Annotated in this window: 25 protein-coding genes; 19 read left to right on the plus strand and 6 right to left on the minus strand. The window is 40.1% G+C overall.

The window, feature by feature from the left end; genetic code table 11:
* Positions 1-19: 19 nt before the first annotated feature.
* From CBS1_RS00770 to CBS1_RS00790, 5 genes are read right to left on the minus strand one after another with little or no spacing between them, the layout of a single operon-like run.
* Positions 20-823, minus strand: a complete 804-nt coding sequence (locus tag CBS1_RS00770; RefSeq protein WP_033191263.1) for an NAD(+) kinase — start codon at positions 821-823, stop codon at positions 20-22.
* On the minus strand, positions 820-1,116 hold the full coding sequence (locus CBS1_RS00775) for a YggT family protein (protein ID WP_033191264.1): 297 nt from the start codon (positions 1,114-1,116) through the stop codon (positions 820-822). The genes CBS1_RS00770 and CBS1_RS00775 overlap by 4 nt, the downstream gene beginning before the upstream one ends.
* 30 nt (positions 1,117-1,146) lie before the next feature.
* Positions 1,147-1,845: a YggS family pyridoxal phosphate-dependent enzyme gene (locus CBS1_RS00780; protein WP_084384018.1), complete on the minus strand. Its 699-nt coding sequence runs from the start codon at positions 1,843-1,845 to the stop codon at positions 1,147-1,149.
* On the minus strand, positions 1,835-2,839 hold the full coding sequence (gene ruvB, locus CBS1_RS00785) for a Holliday junction branch migration DNA helicase RuvB (RefSeq protein ID WP_090222306.1): 1,005 nt from the start codon (positions 2,837-2,839) through the stop codon (positions 1,835-1,837). Before ruvB ends, CBS1_RS00780 begins: the two co-directional genes overlap by 11 nt.
* Before the next feature lie 40 nt (positions 2,840-2,879).
* Entirely contained in the window at positions 2,880-3,371 is a 492-nt protein-coding gene (locus tag CBS1_RS00790) for a hypothetical protein (protein WP_128998088.1), read from the minus strand.
* A 243-nt stretch (positions 3,372-3,614) separates the two neighbouring features.
* Between CBS1_RS00790 and CBS1_RS00795 the strand changes: the two genes are divergently transcribed.
* The 8 genes from CBS1_RS00795 to CBS1_RS00830 all read left to right on the plus strand — a co-directional run bounded on the left by CBS1_RS00795 (position 3,615) and on the right by CBS1_RS00830 (position 11,962).
* Positions 3,615-4,079, plus strand: a complete 465-nt coding sequence (locus CBS1_RS00795; RefSeq protein ID WP_052107088.1) for a MarR family winged helix-turn-helix transcriptional regulator — start codon at positions 3,615-3,617, stop codon at positions 4,077-4,079.
* A gap of 3 nt (positions 4,080-4,082) precedes the next feature.
* Complete coding sequence (locus CBS1_RS00800) at positions 4,083-5,837, plus strand: ABC transporter ATP-binding protein (protein WP_033191266.1); 1,755 nt, start codon at positions 4,083-4,085, stop codon at positions 5,835-5,837.
* Positions 5,838-5,857: 20 nt separating this feature from the next.
* Positions 5,858-7,774: an ABC transporter ATP-binding protein gene (locus CBS1_RS00805; protein WP_033191267.1), complete on the plus strand. Its 1,917-nt coding sequence runs from the start codon at positions 5,858-5,860 to the stop codon at positions 7,772-7,774.
* A gap of 290 nt (positions 7,775-8,064) precedes the next feature.
* Positions 8,065-8,658 carry a uracil-DNA glycosylase gene (locus tag CBS1_RS00810; protein WP_033191268.1) on the plus strand — a complete coding sequence of 198 codons (594 nt, stop codon included), beginning with the start codon at positions 8,065-8,067 and terminating at the stop codon, positions 8,656-8,658.
* Positions 8,659-8,695: 37 nt separating this feature from the next.
* Positions 8,696-9,229 carry a metal-dependent transcriptional regulator gene (locus CBS1_RS00815; protein ID WP_084384016.1) on the plus strand — a complete coding sequence of 178 codons (534 nt, stop codon included), beginning with the start codon at positions 8,696-8,698 and terminating at the stop codon, positions 9,227-9,229.
* Complete coding sequence (locus tag CBS1_RS00820) at positions 9,222-10,157, plus strand: SDR family oxidoreductase (RefSeq protein WP_033191269.1); 936 nt, start codon at positions 9,222-9,224, stop codon at positions 10,155-10,157. Before CBS1_RS00815 ends, CBS1_RS00820 begins: the two co-directional genes overlap by 8 nt.
* On the plus strand, positions 10,144-11,400 hold the full coding sequence (locus CBS1_RS00825) for a replication-associated recombination protein A (protein ID WP_241685589.1): 1,257 nt from the start codon (positions 10,144-10,146) through the stop codon (positions 11,398-11,400). Before CBS1_RS00820 ends, CBS1_RS00825 begins: the two co-directional genes overlap by 14 nt.
* On the plus strand, positions 11,387-11,962 hold the full coding sequence (locus CBS1_RS00830; RefSeq protein ID WP_084384015.1) for a macro domain-containing protein: 576 nt from the start codon (positions 11,387-11,389) through the stop codon (positions 11,960-11,962). The genes CBS1_RS00825 and CBS1_RS00830 overlap by 14 nt, the downstream gene beginning before the upstream one ends.
* A gap of 6 nt (positions 11,963-11,968) precedes the next feature.
* Here CBS1_RS00830 and CBS1_RS00835 read toward each other — a convergent pair whose 3' ends face one another.
* Positions 11,969-13,927: an SUMF1/EgtB/PvdO family nonheme iron enzyme gene (locus CBS1_RS00835; protein WP_033191271.1), complete on the minus strand. Its 1,959-nt coding sequence runs from the start codon at positions 13,925-13,927 to the stop codon at positions 11,969-11,971.
* 172 nt (positions 13,928-14,099) lie between these two features.
* Between CBS1_RS00835 and CBS1_RS00840 the strand changes: the two genes are divergently transcribed.
* The 11 genes from CBS1_RS00840 (at position 14,100) to CBS1_RS00890 (ending at position 25,843) form a co-directional block, all read left to right on the plus strand.
* Positions 14,100-14,588, plus strand: coding sequence for a DUF4894 domain-containing protein (locus CBS1_RS00840; protein ID WP_090222284.1), 489 nt, complete (start codon positions 14,100-14,102; stop codon positions 14,586-14,588).
* A 5-nt stretch (positions 14,589-14,593) separates the two neighbouring features.
* Positions 14,594-15,874 (plus strand): cell division protein FtsA, encoded by a 1,281-nt coding sequence (gene ftsA, locus CBS1_RS00845; protein ID WP_090222286.1) that lies wholly within the window; start codon positions 14,594-14,596, stop codon positions 15,872-15,874.
* 30 nt (positions 15,875-15,904) lie between these two features.
* A complete protein-coding gene (ftsZ, locus tag CBS1_RS00850) occupies positions 15,905-16,966 on the plus strand; it encodes a cell division protein FtsZ (RefSeq protein WP_033191274.1) in 1,062 nt (353 codons plus the stop codon).
* A 59-nt stretch (positions 16,967-17,025) separates the two neighbouring features.
* Positions 17,026-18,714: a GspE/PulE family protein gene (locus CBS1_RS00855; protein WP_090222307.1), complete on the plus strand. Its 1,689-nt coding sequence runs from the start codon at positions 17,026-17,028 to the stop codon at positions 18,712-18,714.
* A gap of 9 nt (positions 18,715-18,723) precedes the next feature.
* Positions 18,724-19,896, plus strand: a complete 1,173-nt coding sequence (locus CBS1_RS00860) for a hypothetical protein (RefSeq protein ID WP_241685536.1) — start codon at positions 18,724-18,726, stop codon at positions 19,894-19,896.
* Positions 19,897-19,928: 32 nt separating this feature from the next.
* Positions 19,929-21,152 carry an adenosylhomocysteinase gene (locus CBS1_RS00865; protein WP_090222290.1) on the plus strand — a complete coding sequence of 408 codons (1,224 nt, stop codon included), beginning with the start codon at positions 19,929-19,931 and terminating at the stop codon, positions 21,150-21,152.
* Positions 21,153-21,189: 37 nt separating this feature from the next.
* Entirely contained in the window at positions 21,190-22,572 is a 1,383-nt protein-coding gene (locus tag CBS1_RS00870) for an Rne/Rng family ribonuclease (protein WP_090222292.1), read from the plus strand.
* A gap of 74 nt (positions 22,573-22,646) precedes the next feature.
* On the plus strand, positions 22,647-24,320 hold the full coding sequence (locus CBS1_RS00875) for a nucleoside kinase (RefSeq protein ID WP_090222294.1): 1,674 nt from the start codon (positions 22,647-22,649) through the stop codon (positions 24,318-24,320).
* A 46-nt stretch (positions 24,321-24,366) separates the two neighbouring features.
* Positions 24,367-24,888: a metal-dependent transcriptional regulator gene (locus tag CBS1_RS00880; protein ID WP_090222295.1), complete on the plus strand. Its 522-nt coding sequence runs from the start codon at positions 24,367-24,369 to the stop codon at positions 24,886-24,888.
* Positions 24,888-25,151, plus strand: a complete 264-nt coding sequence (locus CBS1_RS00885) for a DUF4911 domain-containing protein (RefSeq protein WP_033192472.1) — start codon at positions 24,888-24,890, stop codon at positions 25,149-25,151. The genes CBS1_RS00880 and CBS1_RS00885 overlap by 1 nt, the downstream gene beginning before the upstream one ends.
* Positions 25,152-25,252: 101 nt before the next feature.
* Entirely contained in the window at positions 25,253-25,843 is a 591-nt protein-coding gene (locus CBS1_RS00890) for a GNAT family N-acetyltransferase (RefSeq protein WP_033191278.1), read from the plus strand.
* Positions 25,844-25,916: the final 73 nt, after the last annotated feature.

Here is a 25,916-nt window from a genome sequence, read left to right on the forward strand (position 1 = left end):
TGCTTGATAATCTAATCGATTATTCAGAACCGTTCTTTAGAACCATCTTGCCATAACCGATCTTTTCCTTAATCGATGTAGAAAAGTCATAGGATTTCGGTCGCAACAACGTTATTACTTTTGAACATTTTCTTACGTGGATCTCTCTCACTTTCCCTACAACGTCACCATCAACAACCAAATTCACCGTATCGTTTACCGTAATCCTTATTTTTTCCGTGCTGGGGATGACTAAGCTACGCGTAGCCAAAAACTGAGGAGCCATAGGGGTGATCTCAAATGCTTCTACGTTTGGAAGAATTATGGGTCCACCGAGTGCCAGTGCGTATGCTGAAGAACCTGTCGGTGTACTTACAACCAGGCCGTCGGCATGATAAAAGAAACTTCCGTCAGTCATTTCAACAGCAAAATCAACGATTTTTTGCTCCACATCCTTCTGTAACACCGCATCGTTTATGGCAAAAAAAGTTCCATTCTCTATCTCTACCCTCAACATCCATCTTCTATCTTCGATGAAATTCCAACATTTCAAATCTTCAACGAGCTTATCCAATTCGGTAAGTAAGTAACCAGAAAAGAATCCCAGCCTTCCCGCTTTGACCCCTATAACTGGACACTTAACCTTCTTCAAAACGCGAAGAACAGTACCATCACCACCAACGGAGATTACAACTTTGGGTTCTACTAGTTCACCACCTATAACCTCGGAAAGTTGTTCTGATGAATCTTTGAAAAACAAAACATCGAAATGTTCTTTTAGCTTTGTGTACACTTCCTTTGCTGAATTTAGATAGTCTGTTCGGTAAAAAACACCAATTCTCACCTTAATCTCCACCCTAAATCAATCAATGACTGAGCAAGAAATCTGTCCAAGAAGATCAAAACCAAAATTGCCACAAGAGGGGTTATATCAATATAACCAATCGTAGGGATTACCCTTCTCAGCGGCCTCTCTACAATATCTGCAAGGTCACGTAATATGTGATAAACCCGGAAAGAATAAGCCTGAGGTATCCAGCTGAGTATCGCGGCAATGATTATAACCGCTGTCTCAAAATTGATAGCAACCCTTAGAACGACTCCTACTGCGTAAAAAAAGTTACCAAGTATGAACATGGTCCACACCCCTTTACTGTATTTAACCTTCTATTTTAGCTTTTTTCTTTCACCAAATAAAGCTGTACCGATCCTTACTATTGTACTACCTTCCTCAACAGCAACGGTGTAATCGTTGGTCATACCCATTGAAAGCTCGACAATATCTGGAAAATCAACTTTCAGCTCATCTCTTAAAATTCTCAACTTTCTAAAGTATGGTCTTGCATTTTCAGGTTCAACGTACGGTGCCATTGTCATTAATCCAACGATCTTCACGTTTGTGAATCTAGTTGCACTAACGAGAAAATCTTTCACTTGTTCTGGTTGCAATCCCGCCTTTGTTTCCTCACCAGAGACGTTCACTTCAAGCAAAATATCTTGTATCTTCCCAACTTTCTTCGCACCCTTATCTATCTCTTCCAATTCTTCAAATCTATATACGGAGTGAATCATTTTCGCAACAGGAACTATGTATTTGACTTTGTTTGTCTGGATTCTGCCAATAAAATGCCATTCAATATCGACACCTTCAAGTGCTTTGGCCTTATCCCTTAGCTCCTGTGCGTAATTCTCGCCAAACGTTCTTATTCCAATCTTAACTGCCAAATTCAATAATTCTATAGGATGAGTCTTTGTAACGGCAACGAGTTTAATATCGCTGTAATCACGACCAACTTTTTGTGCATGAGCTTTTATGTTATTCAAAACATCCTCGTAGTTCTTTCTCAGTTCTTCTTCAGTAATCACTGAAAAGTCCCCCCAACGTGTTTATCCCGAAATATTTGTAAGATTTCTCAGTTGCCACCCTTCCACGAGCCGTCCTTGCGAGGAATCCACTTTGGACAAGGTACGGTTCGTACACTTCTGCAATTGTGTCTTCGGTAACCCCTAATGACGCGGCGAGTGCCTTCAGACCCACAGGTCCACCTTTGTAAACTTCGATTATAACTCTCAAAAGTTTTCTATCCATCTCATCGAGTCCATACTCGTCGATTCCAAGCAAGGTCATAACTTCCTCAACAGTTTCAACATCTATCAACTTTGAGCCCTTTACAGTGCTTAGATCCCGAACACGTTTCAAAAGTCTAATTGCGATTCGCGGTGTCCCTCTTGAACGTCGCGCTATCATCAAAGCGGCCTCAGGCTTTATTGAAACATCCATTACCTGCGCCGCTCGAGTTATTATCAAGCTAAGTTCTTCCTCTGTGTAGAAATTCATCTCAAAAATCATGCCAAACCTGTTTCTCAAAGGAGAAGTTAATAATCCGCTTCGTGTTGTCGCGCCGATGAGTGTAAACGGTTGTAGATCCACTCTTATTGATCTTGCAGCGGGCCCTTTACCGATCATTATATCAATTTGGAAATCTTCCATAGCGGAATACAGTATCTCTTCAACAGCTCGGTTCATTCTGTGGATCTCATCGATAAATAAAACATCTCCTCGCTCCAGGTTTGTAAGTATTGCAGCAACATCACCTTGCTTTTCAAGAATAGGTCCGCTTGTTATATGTATATTTGCATTAAGTTCATTCGCAATCACAACCGCTAACGTTGTCTTACCAAGTCCTGGAGGACCAGCCAGAAGTATGTGGTCGAGCTGTTCACCACGCATCTTTGAAGCAGATATAGCAAGCTCCAGTCGCTGCTTAATATTATCCTGACCTATGTACTCAGCCAAGAACTTCGGTCGCAGGGAATACGTGTCATAAGCGTTTCTTTCTGGTGAGAATATCCTTTGCACTTCCGTGGGTTCATTAGATAAGCTCTTTTCGTTTAGCACATTATCTTCTTTCACTAACTTTCACCTCTTCCTCAATTGGCAAGTTCATCTTGAATCCATACCTACCTATGTCAAGCTTGACTTTTACAAAACCATTTATCATTATAATTCTGTTTTCCGCTTTACCAAACAAACCGGCATTAGTTACAGAAAAGGTGAAGCGTTCATCATCGATGTTATCGTTTGTCCAGCTTCCTATGTATTTACCATCTTCTGTGAATACCCTTAGCTGGACCATCTCAATTTCATGTTCAACTCCGGGGGTAACCACTCTTAGATTTCCATCGCAAACTAAGGAAATGCCTCTTTGTTCACAAAATTCAACATCAAAAACAACATTGGCACTTTCTAACTTCTTGAAAGCGCCCTTTAAATTATTGACTGATAACACGAGAAAAACGAACGCAACGACTGACAGCACAATAAGCAAGAGATTGAAAAAGAAGTGTTTTTTGATGTTTGCCATTACCTGTATCGAATATTCCTCCCTCATTAAATGTCCAGCGAATCTGCCCGTATCTTTTGACTACACAATTTTATATTATAACACGCTTATGAGTGATTTTAAAGTTAAAAGATTAGTTCGCCTCAAAAAATGTGTCTTGACATTTTGACAACTGCCGGCTAATATATTTATACGTCTAATATTTAGACGTATAACTAAAACTACCAGGTTACTTGTTGCTACCAATTGAGAATCTTTCGAAACTTAATGAACAACACGGAGGTGATTTGTTTGAAGGAGCTCATGGAGCATGCACGTATTTTGGCACTTTTGAATTCGATACAGAGATCTGTTTTCAAATTTGTTCACGAAAAAACACTCAAAGAGTTCAACATCCATCCCGGGCAGATACCGATATTGTTTATACTTAGAAAAGAAGAAGGACTGAGTCAAAAAGAAATTGCCAAACGTATAGGGGTGGAACAGGGAACAATAGCCGTCATGCTACGCAGGATGGAGAAGAATGGCCTCGTAAGGAGGGTTCCTGACGAGCAGGATAGAAGAATCACACGCGTATACCTCACGGAAAAGTCAGAGGACGTACTTAAAAGCCTTGCAAAAATAGTAAAAGAAGCTGAGGAACTTTTAGTAGGCGGACTGTCTGATGAGGAAAAACAAGAAGTGGAAAATATTCTTAAGAAACTGCAGAATAACATCAAACGGAAGGTTGAAGACAACTGTTTAAAGGAGGTTTAAGACATGATATTAAAGATGACTTTCAAGAAGTACTGGTTTCTGATTACTATTACAATTGCACTGGTAGCCGTCCAGTCTATTATTTCACTATACCTGCCAGACTTGATGTCAAATATAGTCGATAAGGGTATCACACGCGGAGATGTAGATTACATTTGGAGCGTTGGTTGGAGAATGTTGCTTGTTTCTTTGGTGAGTGTTCTGGCAGCTGTCGTTGCAAGTTATACATCTTCAATTGTAAGTATGGGAATTGGAAGGGACTTGAGAAACTCGGTCTTTGAAAAAGTCTCTTCATTTTCGCTTGAAGAAATGAACAAGTTTAGCACGTCTTCACTTATAACCAGAACAACTAACGATGTCGTCCAGATACAACAAGCTACTGTTATGATCCTTAGAATGGTAGTTATGGCACCAATTATGGCTGTTGGTGGAATCATAATGGCTGTGAACAAGGATGCTAAGTTGACAAGCATACTTGCTATATCACTGCCAGTTATGTTAGGTGGCTTAGGAATAATTGCCGGCATTGTAGCGCCACTTTTTAAGAGTATGCAAAAGAAGATAGATAGACTTAACCTTGTTGTTCGCGAACGCGTAACTGGTATTCGCGTAATCAGGGCATTCAATAAGGAAGGACATGAAAAGAAGAGATTTTCACAAGCCAACTGGGATTTGACCAAGACAGCGTTGTGGGTAAATAGGATGGCTTCTTTACTCTTTCCTTATTTGATGATCGTTATGAACTTCACTACACTGTCAATCATATGGTTCGGCGCCAAGCAAATCGATGCTGGGAATTTGCAAGTGGGTCAGATGATGGCCGTTATGCAGTACGTTATGCAAATCATGTTTTCTTTCATAATGATATCCGTAATTTTCATCTTTTTGCCGAGAGCCAGCGTATCTGCAAAGAGGATAAGTGAGGTTCTAAGTGTTGAGCCAAAAGTAGTAGATCCTCGGGCATCAGGGAAACAAACGCTCACATGGTTTGAAAGCTCTGACAAATCGGATATCAAAGGTATTGTAGAATTTGATAACGTCACATTCGCTTATCCTGGAGCAAAAGAACCCGTGCTGAGTGAAATTTCATTCAAAGCAGAACCCGGAAAAATAACTGCGATAATAGGTTCTACAGGCTCTGGTAAGACAACTCTTTTGAATCTAATCCCACGCTTTTATGATGTTACATCAGGAAGTGTGAAAATAGATGGCATAGATGTACGTGAGATTCCATTTGATGTGTTAAGAAAGGTGATAGGCTACGCTACACAAAAACCCATAATTTTCACCGGGACGATTAAAGAAAATATCAAATTCGGACGTGATTGGGTAACAGACGACATGATTTTGAGAGCAGCTGATATTGCTCAAGTGCTCGAATTCGCCTCGAAATATCCAGAAGGGCTCGATTACCAAATTGAGCAAGCGGGATTGAACTTATCAGGAGGTCAGAAACAAAGAATATCATTGGCGAGAGCTATAGCGGGTGCGCCGAAAATATACCTCTTCGATGATACATTCAGTGCACTTGATTTCAAAACGGATGCAAAAATAAGGTTGAGACTATTCAAAGAATCGAAAGATGCAACCGTTATTGTTGTAGCACAAAGGGTTGCGACAATATTGAACGCCGACCAGATAATTGTCTTGAAGGATGGAAAAATCGTTGGAATTGGTACTCATTCTGAATTAATTAAGACAAATGAAGTATACCGAGACATAGTCTACTCACAACTTTCAAAAGAAGAAGCCATCTGACAACGAAGGGAGGAAAAGTCATGAGTGAAGAAAAAAGAATGGAACAGCCATCAAGACCAAATGTAAGCCATGCAAAACCAGTAAGACCAATGGGGCCTGGTGGACCTGGAGGTCCCTCGTTTGCACGTGGTGGTGAAAAGCCAAAAGAATTTAAAAACACTACTCGGAAACTACTAAAATACCTTCGCCCACACATGGTTGGTATTATAATCGTGTTCGCTCTCACAATAGTCGCAACGATACTAACAATAAAAGCTCCAAAAGTGCTTGGACAAGCTACGACGGAGATATTCAGAGTCATTATGCTCAGAAAAACTCCGTTATCTGGCTTTCTGAAAACGAAAATGGATTTCGATAAGATCTCTAGCATTCTTCTGAACGTTGCGATTCTGTATTCTGTTGCTGCATTACTGAACTTTCTTCAAGGTTACATGATGGCCGGCATCACCCAGAAAGTCGTCAGAAAGATGCGAGAAGATATTAACAACAAACTCGAAAGGCTTCCACTGAAGTTTTACGATGGCCGTTCGCACGGAGATATAATAAGCCGTGTGACAAACGACGTCGACCTTATTAGTAACACTCTACAGCAGAGCTTAACGCAGTTCATATCGGGTATTGTCACTATCGTTGGTATAACTTATATGATGATTACCATCAATCTTAAACTGACTTTGCTTACGCTTATAACCTTACCATTGAGTGCGTTGGTTACAGTGCACATAGCTAAAAAATCGCAAAAGTATTTTGCTGCACAGCAAAAATACCTTGGTGAAATAACCGGAAGGGCGGAAGAAGTGTACGGGGGTTTTTTGGCTGTTAAGACTTATGGACGGGAAAACGACGAAGTTAGAAGGTTCAAAGAAATAAACGAAAAGCTTTACAAAGAGAGCAAGAAGGCACAGTTCATATCAGGTATAATAATGCCCGTAATGAATTTCATCGGTAATCTCGGTTACATAATAGTAGCTGTAGGCGGTGGTATCTTGGTCACAAAGAAAGCAATAACTGTTGGCGATGTTCAGGCGTTTATTCAGTATTCAAGACAGTTCAATCAGCCAATAGTTCAAATTGCCAATATCGTCAACATGATTCAGTCCACTTTAGCAGCTGCAGAAAGGGTCTTTGAAATACTCGAAGAAGAGGAAGAAGCTCCGGATAAACCAGATGCAATTGAATTAGAAAAAGTACAAGGTGACGTTAAATTTGAGAATGTCAAGTTCAGCTACGTTCCAGATAAACCATTGATTGAAAACCTAAATATCGATGTTAAAAGTGGTCAAATGGTTGCTATCGTTGGCCCAACAGGTGCTGGTAAGACAACTCTTGTCAACTTGATGATGAGATTCTACGAAATCCAAGGTGGTAGTATAAAGGTTGACGGAATTGACATCAGGGATATCAAGAAATACAATTTGAGAAAACATTTTGGTATGGTTTTGCAAGATACATGGCTCTTCAGTGGGACCATAATGGAAAACATAGCGTACGGTAAGGATGGGGCAACGGAAGAAGAGATAATCAACGCAGCAAAGATGGCACACGTGCACCATTTCATAATGGCACTTCCAGATGGCTATGATACCGTGATAGGTGAGGACAGCTCCAACATCTCCCAAGGTGAAAAGCAACTCATCACCATCGCAAGAGCATTCTTAGCTAATCCTGATATTTTGATTCTCGACGAAGCAACGAGTAATGTCGACACACTTACCGAAGTTTATATCCAGAGAGCAATGCGGGATATTATGAAAGGTAGAACTTCTTTCGTCGTTGCACACAGGTTATCAACGATTAAGAACGCAGATATTATCCTAGTTATGAACGAAGGAAAAATCATCGAAATAGGGAAACACGAAGAACTCCTGCTCAAAAACGGATTTTATGCTGAACTTTACAGAAGTCAGTTCCTAGGAGCTGTCGTTGAAACTGCCTAACTTTCATAGCAACCCATACAAATGTGAGAAATCCTTTCAAGCTAACTTTCTTTTCGTAAACAAAAAGCACTTATTGGCGCTACCGTTGTGAAGTGGTAGCGCTTTTAATTAAACGTAGCAAAAATCAGCGAAAAACTTCTTTTGACTATTGATTTAGTTGACTGCTCTGTGGTATAATAAAATTGTTAGTTAAACTTTGTTTTTCTAAATTTCACTTTCTCCAAAAACCTTAATTTTGTGCCCCTTTTTGTACAACGGAACTAAAACTGAAGTGGGGGAGATAACTGGAAATGAAAAAAGAAGAACTTATGGCAATAATCGAACAGAGGATACATGAGTGTCAAGCCTGCCCTCTTTGGTTACAAAGAACCAACGTCGTACCAGGTGAAGGTAATCTCCATTCACCGATAATGTTTGTCGGTGAAGGGCCGGGTGAAGAAGAAGACAAGCAAGGGAGACCTTTTGTAGGAAAGGCAGGGCAACTTTTGACAAAGATATTAGAATCTGTTAATATCAAGCGTGAGGATGTTTATATAACGAACGTCGTAAAATGCCGACCACCCAACAACAGGGTTCCTACTCCTATGGAAATCCAATCTTGCTCTCCTTTTTTAATTGCGCAGATAGAGGTTATAAACCCCAGGATGATAGTGCCGCTTGGTAGCACTGCTGCATCGTTTTTCCTTGGTAAAGACGAACCAATTACTAAAATTCGCGGGAAAGAATTCGTTTGGAAGGGTGGAATAATTATCTTTCCGATGTTCCATCCAAGTTACTTGCTGAGGAACCCGTCAAAGGAGAAGGGAAGTCCAAAAGATTTGACCTGGCAAGATATAAAAAAGGTTAGAAAATATTACGACGAGTTCTTGAAGGGAAACATTTAATATTTGAAAATGATAAAACTTCAAGGGAGGAACGAACGTGAGTAATGAACTCAGGGAACAAAAACTCGAGAAACACGAGAAGCTAACGCCAACCGTTATGAGCTACATATCAACGATATACAACCTTATGGAAAAAGAAGGAGTTGCACGCATAAGTGATATAGCCAAATCAAAAGGCGTGTCTTATGCCAGTGCCACCAATGCTGTTAAAAAACTTGTCTCGTTAGGTCTAGTTGACCATAAAAGATATGGATTTGCCAAATTGACACCGCGTGGTCTTAGAATTGCGCAGATGCTTAAGTCTGGAGAATCAAGAATCAAATACTTTTTCATGTACGTTGTTGGAATCCCTGAAAAGAAGGCTGAACAGATTGCAAGTCTAATGGTTTACGACTTAGATGCTGATACTCGCAGAAAGCTGAGGAAATTCTATTCTATTCTCATCGATTTTACCAAAGACAAAGCGGAAGAACTTGAAAAGTTCATCCAAGAGCAAAGGAAGAATACGGAGCTTCCAGAAGAAGCATATAGACTAAAAGGAAAAATAAAGGAGGACGAAGATTATGAGTAAAATTTTGGTCACGGGAGGGGCCGGATTCATCGGTTCGCACTTAACCGACAAGCTCGTTGAACTTGCTCACGAGGTTGTGGTTGTTGATAACCTGTCTACAGGAAAAAGGGAGAACGTAAATCCAAAAGCGAAGTTCTACGAGATGGACATTTACGATGGCGAGGCAATTAGTAGGTTGTTTGCTGAAGAGAAATTTGAATACGTATTCCACTTGGCAGCTCAGGCAAGTGTCGCAGTTTCTGTTAAAGACCCTGTTAAAGATGCAAACGTGAATATAATTGGCAGTTTGAATCTAATAAAGGCTTCTGTTGAAAACAACGTCAAAAAGTTTATCTTTTCTTCAACAGGTGGAGCTATATATGGAGAAGAGGTAAAAGTCTTTCCAACACCCGAGAGCGTGTTCCCACAACCAATTTCTCCATATGGTATCGCAAAGTTTAGCGTTGAGAACTATTTGAGGTTTTTCAGCAAAGAATTTGGTCTTAAATATACAGTTCTTAGATACGGTAACGTTTATGGTCCAAGGCAGGACCCGTATGGCGAAGCAGGTGTTGTTGCAATCTTTACTTCCAAAATGCTAAAAGGAGAGGATTGTACGATTTTTGGTGACGGAGAATACGTCAGGGATTACGTGTATGTCGAAGATGTTGTTGACGCTAACATACGTGCCATGGAAAAGGGAGACGGTTTGGTAATCAATATCGGCACCGCGACAGGAACGACGACAAATGAACTTTTCAAGATACTCAAGAAACTAACAGGCTACAAAAAAGACCCAATATATGGACCTCACAGAAAAGGAGATATCCGCAAAAGTGTGCTTTGTTATAACAGAGCATGGATAGAACTCAAATGGGAACCAAAACACACATTAGAACAGGGGTTGAGGGAAACTGTCGAATGGTTTAAGCGAAATACTCAGGCCTAAGACTTTTGAAGAATTTGTCGGACAAGAGCACCTTCTCGGACAAGGTGCTCTTTTGCGTATATCTATAGAGCAAAATCAACTATTTTCAGCCATCCTTGCCGGTCCTCCGGGAACTGGTAAAAGTTCTGTTTTACAGTTAATACGAAATTACACTGACTATGAAATTTATCAATTGAATGCAGCTTTCACATCTGTTGAGGAAATCAAAAAATTGGAACATTACGCGTACAACGTCAGAGGGATCAAAAAGATATTAATTTTTATCGATGAAATCCATAGATTCAATCGGAAACAACAAGATGTGTTTTTGCCCGGAGTTGAAGCCGGAGTCTACGTACTGTACGGTACAACAACCGAAAGCCCTGAACATACTATCAATCCAGCGCTCCTTTCTCGTTGTAGGGTTTTGAGATTTAGAAGGTTAAGTAACGAAGACCTTTCAAAAATCTTGGAAAAGGCTGTGAATCATACGGGAATCCGTGTAAGTGAATCCAGTAAGGCATATCTTATAAATTCGTCAAACGGAGATGCTCGGTTTTTGCTAAACTCCTACGAGTTGCTCTCAAACATTGCAAAAACTCAAGGCAAAGATGTTATAGACGATGCTGTTTTAAATATGTACCTTGGAGAAGGATATACAAAATACACCGACAAAGAGCACTACAACCTTGCTTCAGCTTTCATTAAAAGTATCAGAGGTAGCGACCCGGATGCCGCTTTGTACTACATGATGCGTATGATCGAAGGAGGGGAAGATCCACGTTTTATTGCTAGAAGACTTGTTATTTTAGCGAGCGAAGACGTGGGGTTGGCTGACCCATTTGCTTTCGTCCTCGCAACCGCTACAAGTCAGGCTGTGGAAAGTGTCGGTTTGCCAGAATGCATAATAAACCTTTCAGAATGTGTGATTTACTTGGCATTGGCTCCAAAGAGTAACTCAAGTTACGAGGCAGTCATGAAAGCACAACAGTTAGCTCAAAAGACGATGAACCTACCTGTGCCGAGACATCTACTGAACGTCGAAAATAGTGGTTACAAATACCCACACTCGTATGGAGGCTTCATAAAACAAACGTACATGCCAAAGCAAATAACCGAAAGAATTTATATACCAAAAAACATTGCAAAGGAAGCAAAGCTGGCAGAAGTTTATAAAAAACTATGGAAAGAACGGTTTCCTTCTGAAAGTCAAGACGGCAAAAAGGAAGTAGACAAGGGAGGTGCGCAGCGTGAGAACTTTTGAATTAAAAGGTAACGTTCGCATCGGTAATGTTGAAATCCAATTCGTGGTTGGTGATATAACAAAGTTAGACGTTGATGCTATTGTGAACGCGGCAAATTCATACCTGCAGCATGGTGGAGGAGTGGCAGGTGCTATATCACGGGCTGGCGGACCTGCGATTCAAGAAGAGAGCGACGAATTTGTGAGGAAAAACGGACCTGTTCCACCAGGTGGCGTTGCAGTTACTGGTGCAGGAAATCTAAAGGCCAAGTACGTGATTCACACAGTTGGGCCCATAGGAAATAAGGAAGGGAATGATGAAATAATGAAAAAAGCTTTCGAGAACGTATTCTCGAAAGCCGATGAACTAAACATTACTTCTCTTGCTATTCCTTTTGTGGGAACCGGAATCTTTGGATATCCTTTTGAGAATTTCATCAAAATTTGTGTTGATAAGACTCTGAATTTCTTTTCAAATTACAGTGGCCCAATAAAATTAGTTACCTTTTGCGATATAGACAGTTCGAAAGTTCAGAAACTCATGGAAACATTTTTGAAAAAAAGTTTCTCCCAGGATAATTAACGCTTTTTAGAACAACCAAATTCCAAGCTTAATCTTTATTTCCAGAGTTTTCCCTGCTCTTTCGATTGTGAGAACCGAAACGTCTCCTTGTTTTTTTCCTGAGAGTGCCTTCAGTGCATCATCTTGTGACTTAATAGCTTTTCCGTCTATCTTTACAATCACATCTCCAGTCTTTACGCCAGCTAGTTGTGCCGGTGAGCCGGACTCTACGTACGCTACGTAGAGACCTTCGGATTTTACGCTGTATTGTTTCTTTATATTGTCATTCACAATAAACCATGTTATTCCGACAAGTTTGTTATTAAGTGGCTTCTTTGAAATGTCAAGTGCTTCTTCAACGCTCAGTACCACTCTAAAAGTTGTATCGTCTCTTGGTTCGGATGGAAGGATCGGAATTCTGTCGGTTATTCTACCAGTCAGAACACCTGTCCTACCAACCACGTAAGTTCCCGTGGTATTTAGCGGATCATCCTTAGGCAGCTTTTTGTATGCATCCTTGCTGTAGTAATCCCTGCAAATTTCAATAGGATAACCGTACATATTTACTACACCGTATGGGGATACGTCGGTTTCTTCAAACATATCAACAGGGTAATCCTTCTTACCATCGTTATATGTGGTTGGTCTACTATTACCCCACGGATATCTCCTTCCATCCGTACCCCTTGCCGCCTTCTCCCATTGTGCTTCAGTAGGGAGTTGATAGCCTGCCCAATCGCAGTATGCCTTTGCTGAGAGATAGTTTATACCAGTTATCGGACTGTTAAGAAGGGCTTGTGGAGCGTTGTAACTCACTCTAACTTTTTGACTCAGGAAATCGATTTCAACAGGACTTATCTGTTTTCCGTAAACAACACTAGAACTTGTCTGAGAAGCTTTAAGGAAGTCTAAGTACTGCTTTACCGTGATTGGGTATTTGGATATATAAAATGCTGAAACATAAACTTCGCGTTGTGGAAGCTCATCATCGTCGACGCTTCCCCAAGAAGTGTCCGCTCCCATTTTGAATACTCCACCAGGAACAAGGACGAACACAATTCCCGTCCTCGGATCAACAATTTGCCTCGGATAGATGTTTATCCTTTTGATTTCTTTCCCTTCGACTTTTATAGGACTGTCCGCCACAACCACTGCAACCCCATCTTTGTCGTAAATGAGTCTATCAAGAAGGTTTGGAGCAGGTTCTACCTTTGGAGTTGGTTGAACAGGCTGTACAACCTGCTCCTTCGTTTCCTTATAGGTCGTGAACAGGATTTCTCCCTGGTTGACAACAACTTTACCCCATTGTCCAGAAACCTCATACTGCGTTTCCGAAAGTTTCTTAACTACACCATACAACTTACGTCCCGTACTAAGCACGACCAGATCATAGCCCTTAGCGTATTTGTAAGGTATGTATAAATCCTCTACGGCCCCTTTCAATATGTAGAACGTGTTTCTATAGTTGTCAGAAACAATGAGATAATCGTTATTTGAGCTGAGTTGGGTCCCAACGATCATTTCACCACTTTTTAAAGAGCAAACGTAATATTCGTTTAACGATAATTCAACTTGGAAATACGTTTCCAACGGGACATTAGGAAAATCAACTTTTTCAAAGCCTATGAAATCCAAAATATCTGACTTCAAATTTACCTTAACGTTTCCAAACCACGTAGTGACTGTTACGTATTCTTTTGAGAGTTCGGTAGCATACCCTTCGTACTTTTTTCCACCTATGGAAACTTCACGGCCAGTTTGAAACATGTTATGATTTCTGAAGATGATAGCTTTTACATTATCTACCGGTATCTGGATTTTGCCAAGTGCGTTACTTACAACGACATACTTGTTGTTCATATCTTCCAAGTCACCCTCAATCGTTGAACTGTCTTTGTAAACTATCGTAACGGCAAGGACTATAGACAAGACCGAAAAATACATAATAAATAAAATAACTGTTAACAGATATTTGTTCAGTTTCATAGCTCAAACCTCCCTTTTGACATCGTATCATCGTATCTAATATATTATACCAGAACACAAAAAACTTCTTCACTTAAATAGAAAATTTGTGGTAAAATATGTTTAGCAATTCTTGTTTCTAAAGTATTAGAAACTTATCGTCAAAAACCAAATGAAAAAATGGGAGTAGAAAATGGCAGGAAGGTATTTATTGATTGTTACCCTTTACGTTGTTTTGCTATTTTTTTCATCATATAACCTAAAATCTTACAAAACCTTTTCAATAACTACAGAACAACCGTCAACTTACTGGTTCTCTATTTCATACGATGGACGCTTTTGGAAAGTCAACACAGCAGGTCGTATATATGATATTTATCCAGATGATGGGAAATCACTGCTGGAGGCTGCACCTTTTGTAACAGGTTTCAACATCGATTTAATACAAGGAAAAATCGATAGCCCGTTTTTGAAATATTTGCCTCAGAAAATCCCAACAGGCGTATTTGAAATCAATCTTAAAGAAAAATACATTGTAACAAGGAACTCCTCAATAGTTTATATTACAGACATTAGTGATATCCAATCTTGTCTGAACACACTAGCTTTGGCATGGCAGTATATGGATCCTAAGAAAGTATACTTATTCAAGAATGGAAAAATTTATACAATAAAGGGGTGAGGATTATGCCTAAATCACGAGAGATCGTTTCTTTGGATATCGGAAACGATAGTATCAAAGGTATCGTGGTTGATTTCAGCGAAGGATTCGGAAACGTATTGGCTTTTTCAAATGTTAAAACTAGGGGTATAGAAAATGGTGAAATCAAAGATGTCGTTGCTTTAAACGAATCAATGGGTCAGATTGTTGAAGACTTAGAAGAACAGTTGGGCAAAGAGCTTAGAGGGGAACTTTTAGTTTCTTCCAGTTGTGGCGACTTCACCCTTACTGAAATCACTGAAGAGCTCATATTGACGGAAAAAGAAGAAGCATACGTTTCTGAAGAGCACGTAATGAAACTTACCGACAATTTACTTGCGGACCTTTTCCCAAACAACGAGAGGAACTCGCTGCATCTCTTTGTAAAAAAATACGTGCTTGATGATAATAAGATTGTTGTCAATCCCATAGGCATGAAGACAAGAAAAGTTGCTGCAATCTACACAGTTGTAATGGGTTCGGAGAAGTACAGAAATGTTGTCGAATATGCAACAAAAGATATCCTTGGTGAAGCGGAGTATTATATTTCCTTTGTATCAAATGCAGAAGCCGTGCTATCAAACGTTGAGAAAGATAGAGGAGTTGTCCATGTGGATTTAGGTTATAATCACACAACTGTAACCCTGTACTACGCAAACACGCCTTTGGAGATGGAAAGAATTGATATATCCATGAAAAACGTTTTAAAAGACATCGCTATTGTTCTGAAGACGTCTTTACAAGAAGCAGAAAGGCTACTAAAGACGTATGGTGTTGCTGTTTACATGGATATAGAGTCAGTCCCTATTGAATACAAGGGCTTAGATGGTAGAACTATTCAACGAACCGATAAGGAGTTCCTATCAAGAATCATATATGCACGGCTGAGGGAAATATTCATGCGTGTAAAGAAACTTTACAAAGACTTCACCGTAAAATATCCAGATTTTGGAAACATTGGGATTCCCGGTGGGATAGTCCTGACTGGGGGAGGAGCAATGCTACAACGTATTGAAACACTCGCTAGTGAAGTCTTTAAATGTCCCGTTAGAATCGGAACAGTAGCGGACACGGAGATGTTTAAAGCTGAAGGTGCAGAGCTTAACGTATTTACACCTCTTTATGCTGCAGCCTTTGGGAATATTATTGTTTATCAAAAGGAACAGAATATGTACAGTCCTATGGTTGGTGAGAGGACAAAGAAGCGACAATCAGGTCCCGGATTTTTCAAAAAACTCTCCGAGACCTTTGGAAAGATATTTGGATAATTGGATAAAATGATAAGGAGGGAAATTCTCATGCCGTTTATGATAGAAAAAGAAAGCAAGCAAAGAGATGTTGAAAGAATACCTGGTGTTCCTGTGTTGAAAGTGATAGGGGTTGGGGGAGCTGGTTGTAACGCGATCAACAGGATGGCTGAAATGGGATTGAAAGGCGTCACACTGATCGCAGTGAACACCGATGCTCAGGTGCTTGATGTAAGCAAAGCAGATGTCACAGTTCAAATTGGAGAAAAACTTACAAAAGGCCTTGGTGCAGGAGGAAATCCGAAGATTGGGGAAGAGGCTGCATTAGAAGATAGGAAAAAGCTTGAAGAGATCCTGCATGGGACGGACATGCTTTTCATCACCGCTGGATTTGGCGGAGGAACGGGTACCGGAGCTGCACCTGTTATTGCAGAGATTGCCAGGAATTTGGGCATCTTAACGGTTGCAATTATCACTATGCCTTTCTTCTTTGAAGGAACACCCAGGTGGAACGTGGCTTTAGAAGGTGTAAAGCGAATTACAGGAAAAGTCGACACACTTATTAAAATAAGTAACAACAAACTACTTGAACAACTTTCACCATCAACTACTATCGTTGATGCCTTTGCTACCGCAGATGAAATCCTGCATCAAGCTGTTCGCGGTATATCTGATCTCATTATGAAACGTGGTTACATCAACCTTGACTTCGCAGATGTAGAGTCCGTTATGAGGAATGCCGGCAATGCGATGCTCGGAATTGGTGTTGGAAAAGGCGAAAAGCGCGTAATAGACGCTGCGAGAAAAGCTCTTGATAGCAAGTTCCTAGACTATCCTATCGAGAATGCAAGGTCCATTATACTGAATATATCAGCTCCACGAAACGCGACACTCCAAGAAATGCAAGAAGCAGCAATGATAGTAAAACAAACCTGCAGCGAAGATGCGGATATGAAGTTTGGTATGGTTATCGACGATGAGTTGGCCGATGACGAAATGAGAGTGACTGTCATTGCTACACGTTTTGATGTCGAGGAAAAATTCGTAAAGTCTGAGGAAGACATACCAGCAATTTATAAATTCGGTCTCGAATATAAAGGAAGGCAAGATTAAAGAAGACTTTTCGATTCTTAGCCTCTTAGAAGAGGTGAGTTGATGTGGAAAAGAATATTATGAAACTAGGAGACGTGCTCATAGAAAAGGGAATTATCACACCTGCCGAACTCCAAAACGCACTGGAATTGCAAAGGGAACTACACAAACCACTTGGAGAGATTTTGATTCAGCTTGGGTACTGTACATGGGACGATATCGTAAAAGCCCTTGCTGAGCAGTACGAAATCCAAGCATGTGTCGGGGAAGTAAAAATCAACGAAGAGTTTGCCAAGTCATTCGCAAAAGATTTAATAAATGAATTGAAAATCATCCCAATCGATGAAAAGGAAGGAAAAGTCATCGTTGGGATCTCAAATGTTTACGATATACCTGTTATAAAACGCAGGTTAAAATTCAAATTGGGCAAAGATGTTGACTTTTGCCTTATGCCACCAAGTATCTTTGAAACACTCTACAACAACATTCTACACGGCATAACGTCCGGGTTAATGGTTCAAGAAATTGACGAAATAATTACTCAGCAAGAAATAGAACAGCAACAGCTCGAAGAGGAAAAGACCATCTCCGAACAAGAGGAAACTCCTGTTGTAAGGCTAGTTTCCAACATCGTCGACCATGCAATTGAGCTTGATGCGAGTGATATTCATATAGAACCACAAAGACGAAATGTCGTTGTTAGGTATCGTCTCGATGGGGTCTTGAGAAAAATTACTGAGTACCCCAGAAACATGCACGCGGCGGTAGTTTCAAGGATAAAAATCTTGGCAGGTCTTGATATAGTGGAAAGAAGGTTGCCGCAAGATGGAAAATTCTTTGTCAAGCACGGAGAGGAACAGTACGACTTACGTGTTTCAACGATGCCTTCTGTTCATGGTGAAAAGGTGGTTATGCGTTTACTGAAGGTCTCATCATCGAAGAAAAAACTTGAAGAACTTGGCTATTCCCCTTACAACTATGAGAGAGTTCAAAAGCTAATAGAACATCCTTACGGTATTATACTCGTCACGGGCCCGACTGGTAGCGGTAAATCCACAACCTTAGTAGCTATAATAAATTCGCTTAATTCGGAAGACGTGAACATTGTCACAGCCGAAGACCCGGTGGAATATACTGTCGAAGGAATTACTCAGTGCCAAGTCAACGCTGAAATAGGACTAACTTTTGCTAAATATTTGCGAGCTTTCCTAAGGCAAGACCCTGACATCATAATGGTCGGTGAAATCAGAGACAGGGAAACTGCCCAGCTTGCTGTTGAGGCATCGTTGACAGGTCACTTGGTCTTGTCGACACTGCACACAAATACAGCTGCTGGAGCTATTGACAGGTTAGTAAATATGGGGATCGAACCATCACTCATCTCGGCATCCCTTATAGGCGTTATTGGCCAAAGGTTGGTTAGGAAAGTTTGTAGTAAATGTAAAGTAGAAAGAGACCTGCCTGAAAGATTTGTAAACCTGGCAAGAAAACTTTTCCCAGAAATGAACACAGTTCAATACATCGGTGAAGGATGTCAAGCTTGCAACAACACAGGCTACAAAGGAAGGACTGCTGTAGCAGAAGTCCTCATGGTTAATGATGAGATAAGGAGGCTCGTACAAAAGGGTGCGTCAACGTACGAACTCGATAGAGCTGCAAGGAAGTATGGAATGATCAGCATGTTCCAAGATGGCTTGTACAAAGTACTGAATGGTGAAACAACCATGGCAGAAATTCTAGCAGTAGTGGGTGAAGAAGAGGAAGAATAATAAGGGGGTATGTTCTTGGGTTTTGATCCAGAGAAGTTTAGGAAAGAGAAAGAAAAAGAAATAAATACTACTTACGGCGCTATGAGGAAGAGAAGTTTCAAATTTCTCTTCCTCAACGTTTTAATAGTACTGGCAGTATTTTCTTTTCTCTTTTTCGTTAGAAACGTTTCTCCGCAGACCTATTCCAATATCGTTGATGCACTTCAACTGACCATTGAAATCCCAAAACTTGAGTATACCGCTCCCGAAAAGATTGGAGCGAGAGTTTACATTGTAAACACGAAGCGGACGGAGAAAAATTTTGTTATTTCGGAATTTTACTTTAAGATTTATAGCGAATCGAAAACACTGTACGAATTCACGTATCCAAATGCAGTTCAAGGCTCTGTAGATGCTCGGGGGCGGAAACTTGTTTTCAATTTGGAAGAAAACGTCTTTTTAGCAAATTTGCCAAGCGGGACGTACACGATCTACTCTAAATGTAAGATCAATGGAAAGCCTGCTGAAATTTCTAGAACATTTACTTATAAGGAAGAGATATATTATGGCATCTTCTCTGAACCTTACTACTTAGTCGGTGAGGAGTTTAAGCCTTCTGTGTACATAATCAACAGAACGACTCAGCTGCAAAATATTTCACTTTCAAAGATCGTATGGAATTATTTAGGTAAAGAGGTACAGCAAGTTGTAAAAGAAGAAGTTAAACTTTACCCCGGTGAATCGCATATATTTAAATCGAGCGTCAACATCAAAGCGGAAAAGGAAGGGCTAATGGAAGTGGCTGTCAAACTTTATTTTAATGACGGGACTATAAAAGAATTTAAATCTGCAATTCCTATTACGAAAGAGCCGGAACCTGCTCCAAGAGAAATTGACTTTAACATAGAAACCGAGGACCTAGTAGTTGTCGGAAAGACTCCTGTAATCAAAGTCTATTTAACAAATAAAATAAATAAGGAGCGCTTCATAAAAGTTGACAAAATGCAATTCAGTATAGCGAAAATAGGTTACAACTTTGAAATCAGTAACAGAAGATTCTATTGCTTGCCGTTTGGACGAACTTTTGTTGGAACATTGGAAAGGCTTGCGTTCGCGGAACCCGGAGTCTATGACCTCATCGTTACGTTTTCTTCAGGGAAGTCAAAAATTGAAAAGAAAATCCCAATAGCAGTAGCGAAGTAAAGGTTCAGAATAATTAGAAAAGGAGGAGCAAAATGAATCAGATGGAAAAAAATCTTCAAAAGTCAGGACATCAAAAAATAGATTGGGTATCAAAACATATGAAACTTCTGAATTTAATTCAGGAAATGGATTACTCACTAAGTGGTTTAAAAATAGGGATGTCGATTCACCTTGAAGCCAAAACCGCTTATCTTGCGATCACCTTGAAAAAGCTTGGTGCGGAAGTTTTCGTAACTGGCTGTAATCCGTTGTCAACACAGGACGATGTCGCACAGGCTCTTAAAGACTTTGGTATAACAGTTCATGCTAAGCGCACGGAAGACGAGAACGAGTACTTTGGTTTTTTACATAGAATACTCGACTACAAACCAGATCTAATACTCGATGATGGAGCCGATTTAACGGTTCTTGCACATACACAAAGACAAGAGGTCTTAGAAAACTTGAAAGGAGTCTCTGAGGAAACAACAACGGGAGTGAGAAGGCTAAAAAACCTTCAGGTGCAGGGAATTTTGAAGGTCCCTGTAATAGCAGTTAACAACGCAAAGATGAAATTCATGTTTGACAACAGATATGGAACAGGACAATCAACTTGGGATTCGATTATGCGAAACACGAATTTGCTCATAGCCGGTAAGAACGTTCTTGTAGCAGGTTACGGTTGGTGTGGAAGAGGCATAGCGATGCGTGCACATGGTTTAGGCGCTAAAGTCATGGTCAGTGAAGTTGACCCCATCAAAGCTGTAGAAGCCTTGATGGACGGGTTTGAAGTAGGGAAAATCGAAGAACTTGCTCCAAGAGCAGACATAATAGTAACAGCCACAGGTGTTCGCGATGTTTTAAATGAAGAAATAATTCGCAAACTCAAAAATGGGGTAGTTTTGGCAAATGCAGGACACTTCAATGTGGAAATACCTATTGAGAAACTTGAAAAGCTTGCAACTAGGAAATACGAGATACGACAAAACGTTACTTGCTATGAAATCGATGGTAAAGACATTTTCGTTATTGGACAGGGTAGATTGGTTAACCTGGCAGCCGCAGACGGACATCCAGTCGAAATCATGGACATTTCATTCGCGCTTCAAGCCTTTTCGTTGATTTACCTTTCCCAAAAATATAAACAACTGAAAAACGAGGTCTACGATTATCCTGAAGAATTAGACAAACAGGTCGCAAAGTTAAAATTAAGAGCATTAGGAATACAGATAGACGAACTATCCGACGAACAAAGAAAATACCTGGAAAGTTTTTGAATACACTCGTGCGGAGTATTATAAAGAGGTGTAGAGTGTGATATTAGTTATAAACAAGAAAGACGACAGACCTCAAGTTGCACTACTCGAAGATGGAAGATTAGTTGAAATATACTTCCCAGAAGATGAGGAAAGCGTTGCGGGAAGTATTTTTGTCGGAAAGATAGAGAAATTTGTTCCTGCACTCGAAGCAGCGTTTGTCAAATTGTCGAACGATGAGAATGGTTTTCTAAGATTAAAAGATATAAAACAGGAATATCTCGAATTCTTTGGTCTGAAAAAACTCCAGGAAGGTCAAAAAGTGCTTGTGCAAATAAAAAAAGAAGGTGGACAAACAAAAGGCCCCCAGGTAACCACAAACATTGGTCTACCGGGTAGGTATGTAGTCTTGATGCCATTTTCACACAGTATCGGAGTCTCACGGAAGATTCAAGATCAAGATGATAGGAGCAGGCTTAAAGAGCTTGGGAGTCGGTTACGTGAAAAACTCTCGTGCGGATTTATCATGAGAACTGCAGCGGCGGAGGCCACTGAAGAGCAGATTTACCATGAAGGTGAGTTGCTACTGTCTAAGTGGAACGAGTTGATCAAAGAATTTAAAAAGGCTAAGAAGGTTAAATTACTCTACAAAGAGTCGGATTCGGATGCTTTTGTACTTAGGGAATTCTTGAAGCAAGGTGTAGATGAGGTAATAACGAACTCGGCAGCTTATAAAGAATTGATAAGAGAATATTCCAGAGACATCCGGGTGAAAATAATAGAAGGAGATGTATTCGAAGAACTTGGAATAAACAAAGAACTGAAGAAAATTCTAAGTCGATACATTCCGTTGCCATCAGGCGGCGAGATTGTGATCGACAAAACGGAAGCAATGGTCGTTATAGACGTCAATTCAGGGCATTTCACAACCACAAGCGACCATGAAGAACTTTCTGAACAAATAAACGCGGAGGCTGCCAAAGAGATTGCAAGGATTCTTAGATTGAGAAACTTAGGAGGTATAATAATCATAGATTTCATCGATATGAGAAGTGAAAAGAGTAGAAACAGGATAATCGAAATCATGAAGAAAGAAGTACTTAAAGACCGAAACAGGGTTGAGATCTATGGTTTCACTCAGCTAGGATTACTTGAAATGACAAGGAAAAGAACCACCAAGTCGTTGGATGAACGCTTGACAACAACGTGTCCTGTGTGCAGTGGCAAAGGAACGATACCAAGTCCTGAGCTTGTTATTGAACAACTCTTTAACGAGCTCAAGAAAAGGCCAAAAGATGTTTCAGAGGTCATTGTTAAATTACACCCACACTTTAGAGATATAATTAACAAAGAAGAAATCAAGAAAGTCGCCAAACTAAACGTCCATGTTCATTTTACTCACGTTAACCCCGCTGATTTCGAAATTACCTGGAAAAAATAACAAATATTGTGATATAATTTTTGGCTACGATCACCGTAAAAGACTAAACAATTTTTTAAAAAGGGGGAAAGCATATGGAAATGCTCAAAATTTATGTCAATAGCGAAACTTACGAAATACCTCTTGGAGGAACTTTGGAAAATATCGCTAAAGAATACGAACGAAAGACTGGAAAAATGGTTCTTGGAGCGAGATTAAATAACTCAATTGTTGAGTTATTCAGACCGATATATCGTTCTGGTGAGGTTAGCTTCATTACTTTAGAATCTCAAGATGGTATGAGAATATACCAGCGCGGTTTGTTATTTATTCTACACGCAGCTGTGAGAAACGTATTTAAACAATATACCTTGAAAGTACTTCACACAATTGGACACGGTGTGTACTGCGAAATCAGAGACAATAACAACCCCGTTCTTCTCACAGAAAACGACGTAAAGAACTTATCTGATGAGATGAAAAAGTGGGTGGAAGCTGATATCAGATTTAAGAAAAACGAGCTTCAAAAGAGCGAAGCAATACAGCTCTTTGCATCGGCAGGAATGGAAGATAAGGTAAAACTTTTAAAATACAGAAAGAAAAAAACAGTCAAAGTGTACGAAGCAGATGGACATTTTGATTATTTCTACGGCTACATGCCGCCATCAACGGGTTATTTAAAGTGGTTTGAGCTTGTCAAGTACGAGCAAGGTTTTGTGCTTCTTCTTCCTGTAGTTAAAGACGGGAACGTTTCAGTTCCTGCATTTAAACCCCTACCGAAACTATCGGCTGTCTTTCTTGAGTACTCAAGATGGCTTGAAATCATGGAGATAAACAGTGTTGGTGAACTGAATGAGGTAATCGCAAAAGGTGAACGGGCGGTTACCGACTTAATCATTCTAGCTGAGGCGTTGCATGAAAAAAGAATAGCAATGATATCTGAGGAGATAAAGAAAAAAGGTAAGGTCAGATTGGTCCTTATTGCTGGACCTTCTTCAAGTGGAAAAACAACGTTCTCAAAACGTTTGATGGTCCAGTTGAAAGCCAGTGGGTTCAAGCCTGTGACAATTTCACTGGACGATTACTTCGTTGATAGGGAAAAAACGCCTCGTGATGAGAATGGCAACTACGACTTCGAAGCACTCGAAGCGATAGATGTTGAATTGTTCAACAGGAATCTGATAGACCTTTTTGATGGCAAGGAAGTTGAAATACCGAAATTTAACTTTGTTTTGGGAAAAAGAGAACCAGTGGGTACCAAGATGAAAATAGAGAAAGAACAAATAATTATTGTTGAAGGTATCCATGGTCTCAATCCGAAACTCACAGAGCTTGTGCCAGAAGAACTGAAGTTTAAGATCTACGCAAGTGCACTCGCACAGCTCAATTTAGATAACGTCAACAGATTGCACACAACCGACGTCAGACTTTTAAGAAGAATGGTTCGAGATAGCAAATTCAGAGGGCACGACGCGCTTGCAACGCTCAGGATGTGGGATAGTGTTAGACGAGGTGAGGAAAAGAACATCTTCCCGTACCAAGAAAATGCGGACGTAATGTTTAACAGCGCACTTATTTACGAAGTATCTGTGCTAAAAATCTTTGCTGAACCATTGCTTTCAGTAGTGCCAGACGATGTGCCGGAGTCCACCGAAGCAAATAGACTGCTCAAGATACTCGATTACTTCTTGCCCATTACAAACATAGAAGACATACCAAGGACATCCATTATAAGAGAATTCATAGGTAGGAGTGCGTTTAGATACTAATTCATGTGGTAAAATAAAATCGAATGCAAATAGAGAGGTGAACTTTATGGAAAGTCAACTCGGCCCAACTGAACGGAAATATCTTTTGGCAGTTTACCTAACATTGAACGAAATGGGATGGACAAGATTAAAAAAGATTTCGAACTTTTTAAAAGTTAAAATGCCTTCGGCCAAACAATTTTTGGAAAGGTTGGCTGACGCAGGTCTTATCTATTACGAACACAGGGGTGGTATCTCTCTAACTGCTGAAGGAAAGAAGATAGCTGTTGCAGAAAATGCAAGATTCAACGCTGTTAAGGTGTTCTTTTGCGAAATTCTACAACTTTCTGCTGAAGAAGCAGACGAAGCGGCATGGAACATATACTTCAACTTAAGTGAAAACACGGTAAACAAATTCTCAGAGTTTGCAAGGTTCCTCTTTGAAGAAGAAGGTAAAGAAGTTATCGAAAAGTTTAGAAATTTCCTATCCCAACCACGTAAAAGATTAGCTCCCTGCCCCTTAACAAAGGGCATGTTTGAAAATTCAGGCGATACGAATGAACAAACCAAGGAGGCAGAGGAAAAGTGATGAAAAATAACTCTGTAAATGCTTTAGAACCTGTTGAATACGACATACTTGTAAAGCTCAAAAAAGAAGATGTTCATATCTTAAATTACTTGCTTGAAGCAGAGGATAATGTTATGAACATAAGAAGTTTCGAAGGTGAATTCTTGAAGGTTATTGCTACAAAGGACACCGTAGTTGATGCCATTAGACTTTTGGAGAGTGCGAAAAGTTTTGTTGACCTTGAAATCATTACGTTAAAACCAAACAATGGAAATGCTGGATGAATCTTTAAAAGATAATGGATAACCCCAACAGTATCGTTGGGGTTATTTTCTTTAGTGAGTACTTGATATCTATGCTAAATCCAGTCTTTGGGGGGAGCGCTATGAATTTTGATGCGGGGTCGGAAGTCAATGGTTTAGAATTTCCTGTTAATTTCAAAGGGTACATTTTGCGTACAGTCTGTGTAGATGATATTGAAAATGTATATATAATGCGAAAAAAGGTCGCCGCTGAAAGCGATACGATACTATCTGCTCCAGATGAAATCACCTTGGAGGGTATGAGTAGCTGGGTAAAGAACTGGCTCTCCATAAGCAACAGACTCTTTGTGGTTGTTGAACACGGAAATGAAATCGTTGGCCAGCTATGGGTTTGGTTCTTGGATAGCAAAAAGAAGACAGCGCATGTTGCGGAATTCGGAATGGAAATAGTAGCCGAACACCGTGGTAACGGCATTGGCTCGAAATTAACCGAGTTGGCTATTGAATGGGCGAGAAACAACAACGCTGTAAGAATCGAAGCGGAAACCTTAGAAAAAAACATACCGATGAGGAAGATCCTAGAGAAATTCGGTTTTGAATTAGAAGGTACTAAGAAATGCTACCTTAGAAATCGTGATTCCTACGAAAACACGGTCATTTACGGAAAGATTTTAGACGTATCAAAGTGCATTGATGAGAACTTTCAAGAATAAGAATCGTAATTGGCCTTTCTAAAGTTTGTGAAATGACTAATTCAAAAGTATAATATCATAGAAAGGATGCAAC

This window comes from Fervidobacterium changbaicum, from assembly GCF_004117075.1.
Taxonomy (GTDB): domain Bacteria; phylum Thermotogota; class Thermotogae; order Thermotogales; family Fervidobacteriaceae; genus Fervidobacterium; species Fervidobacterium islandicum.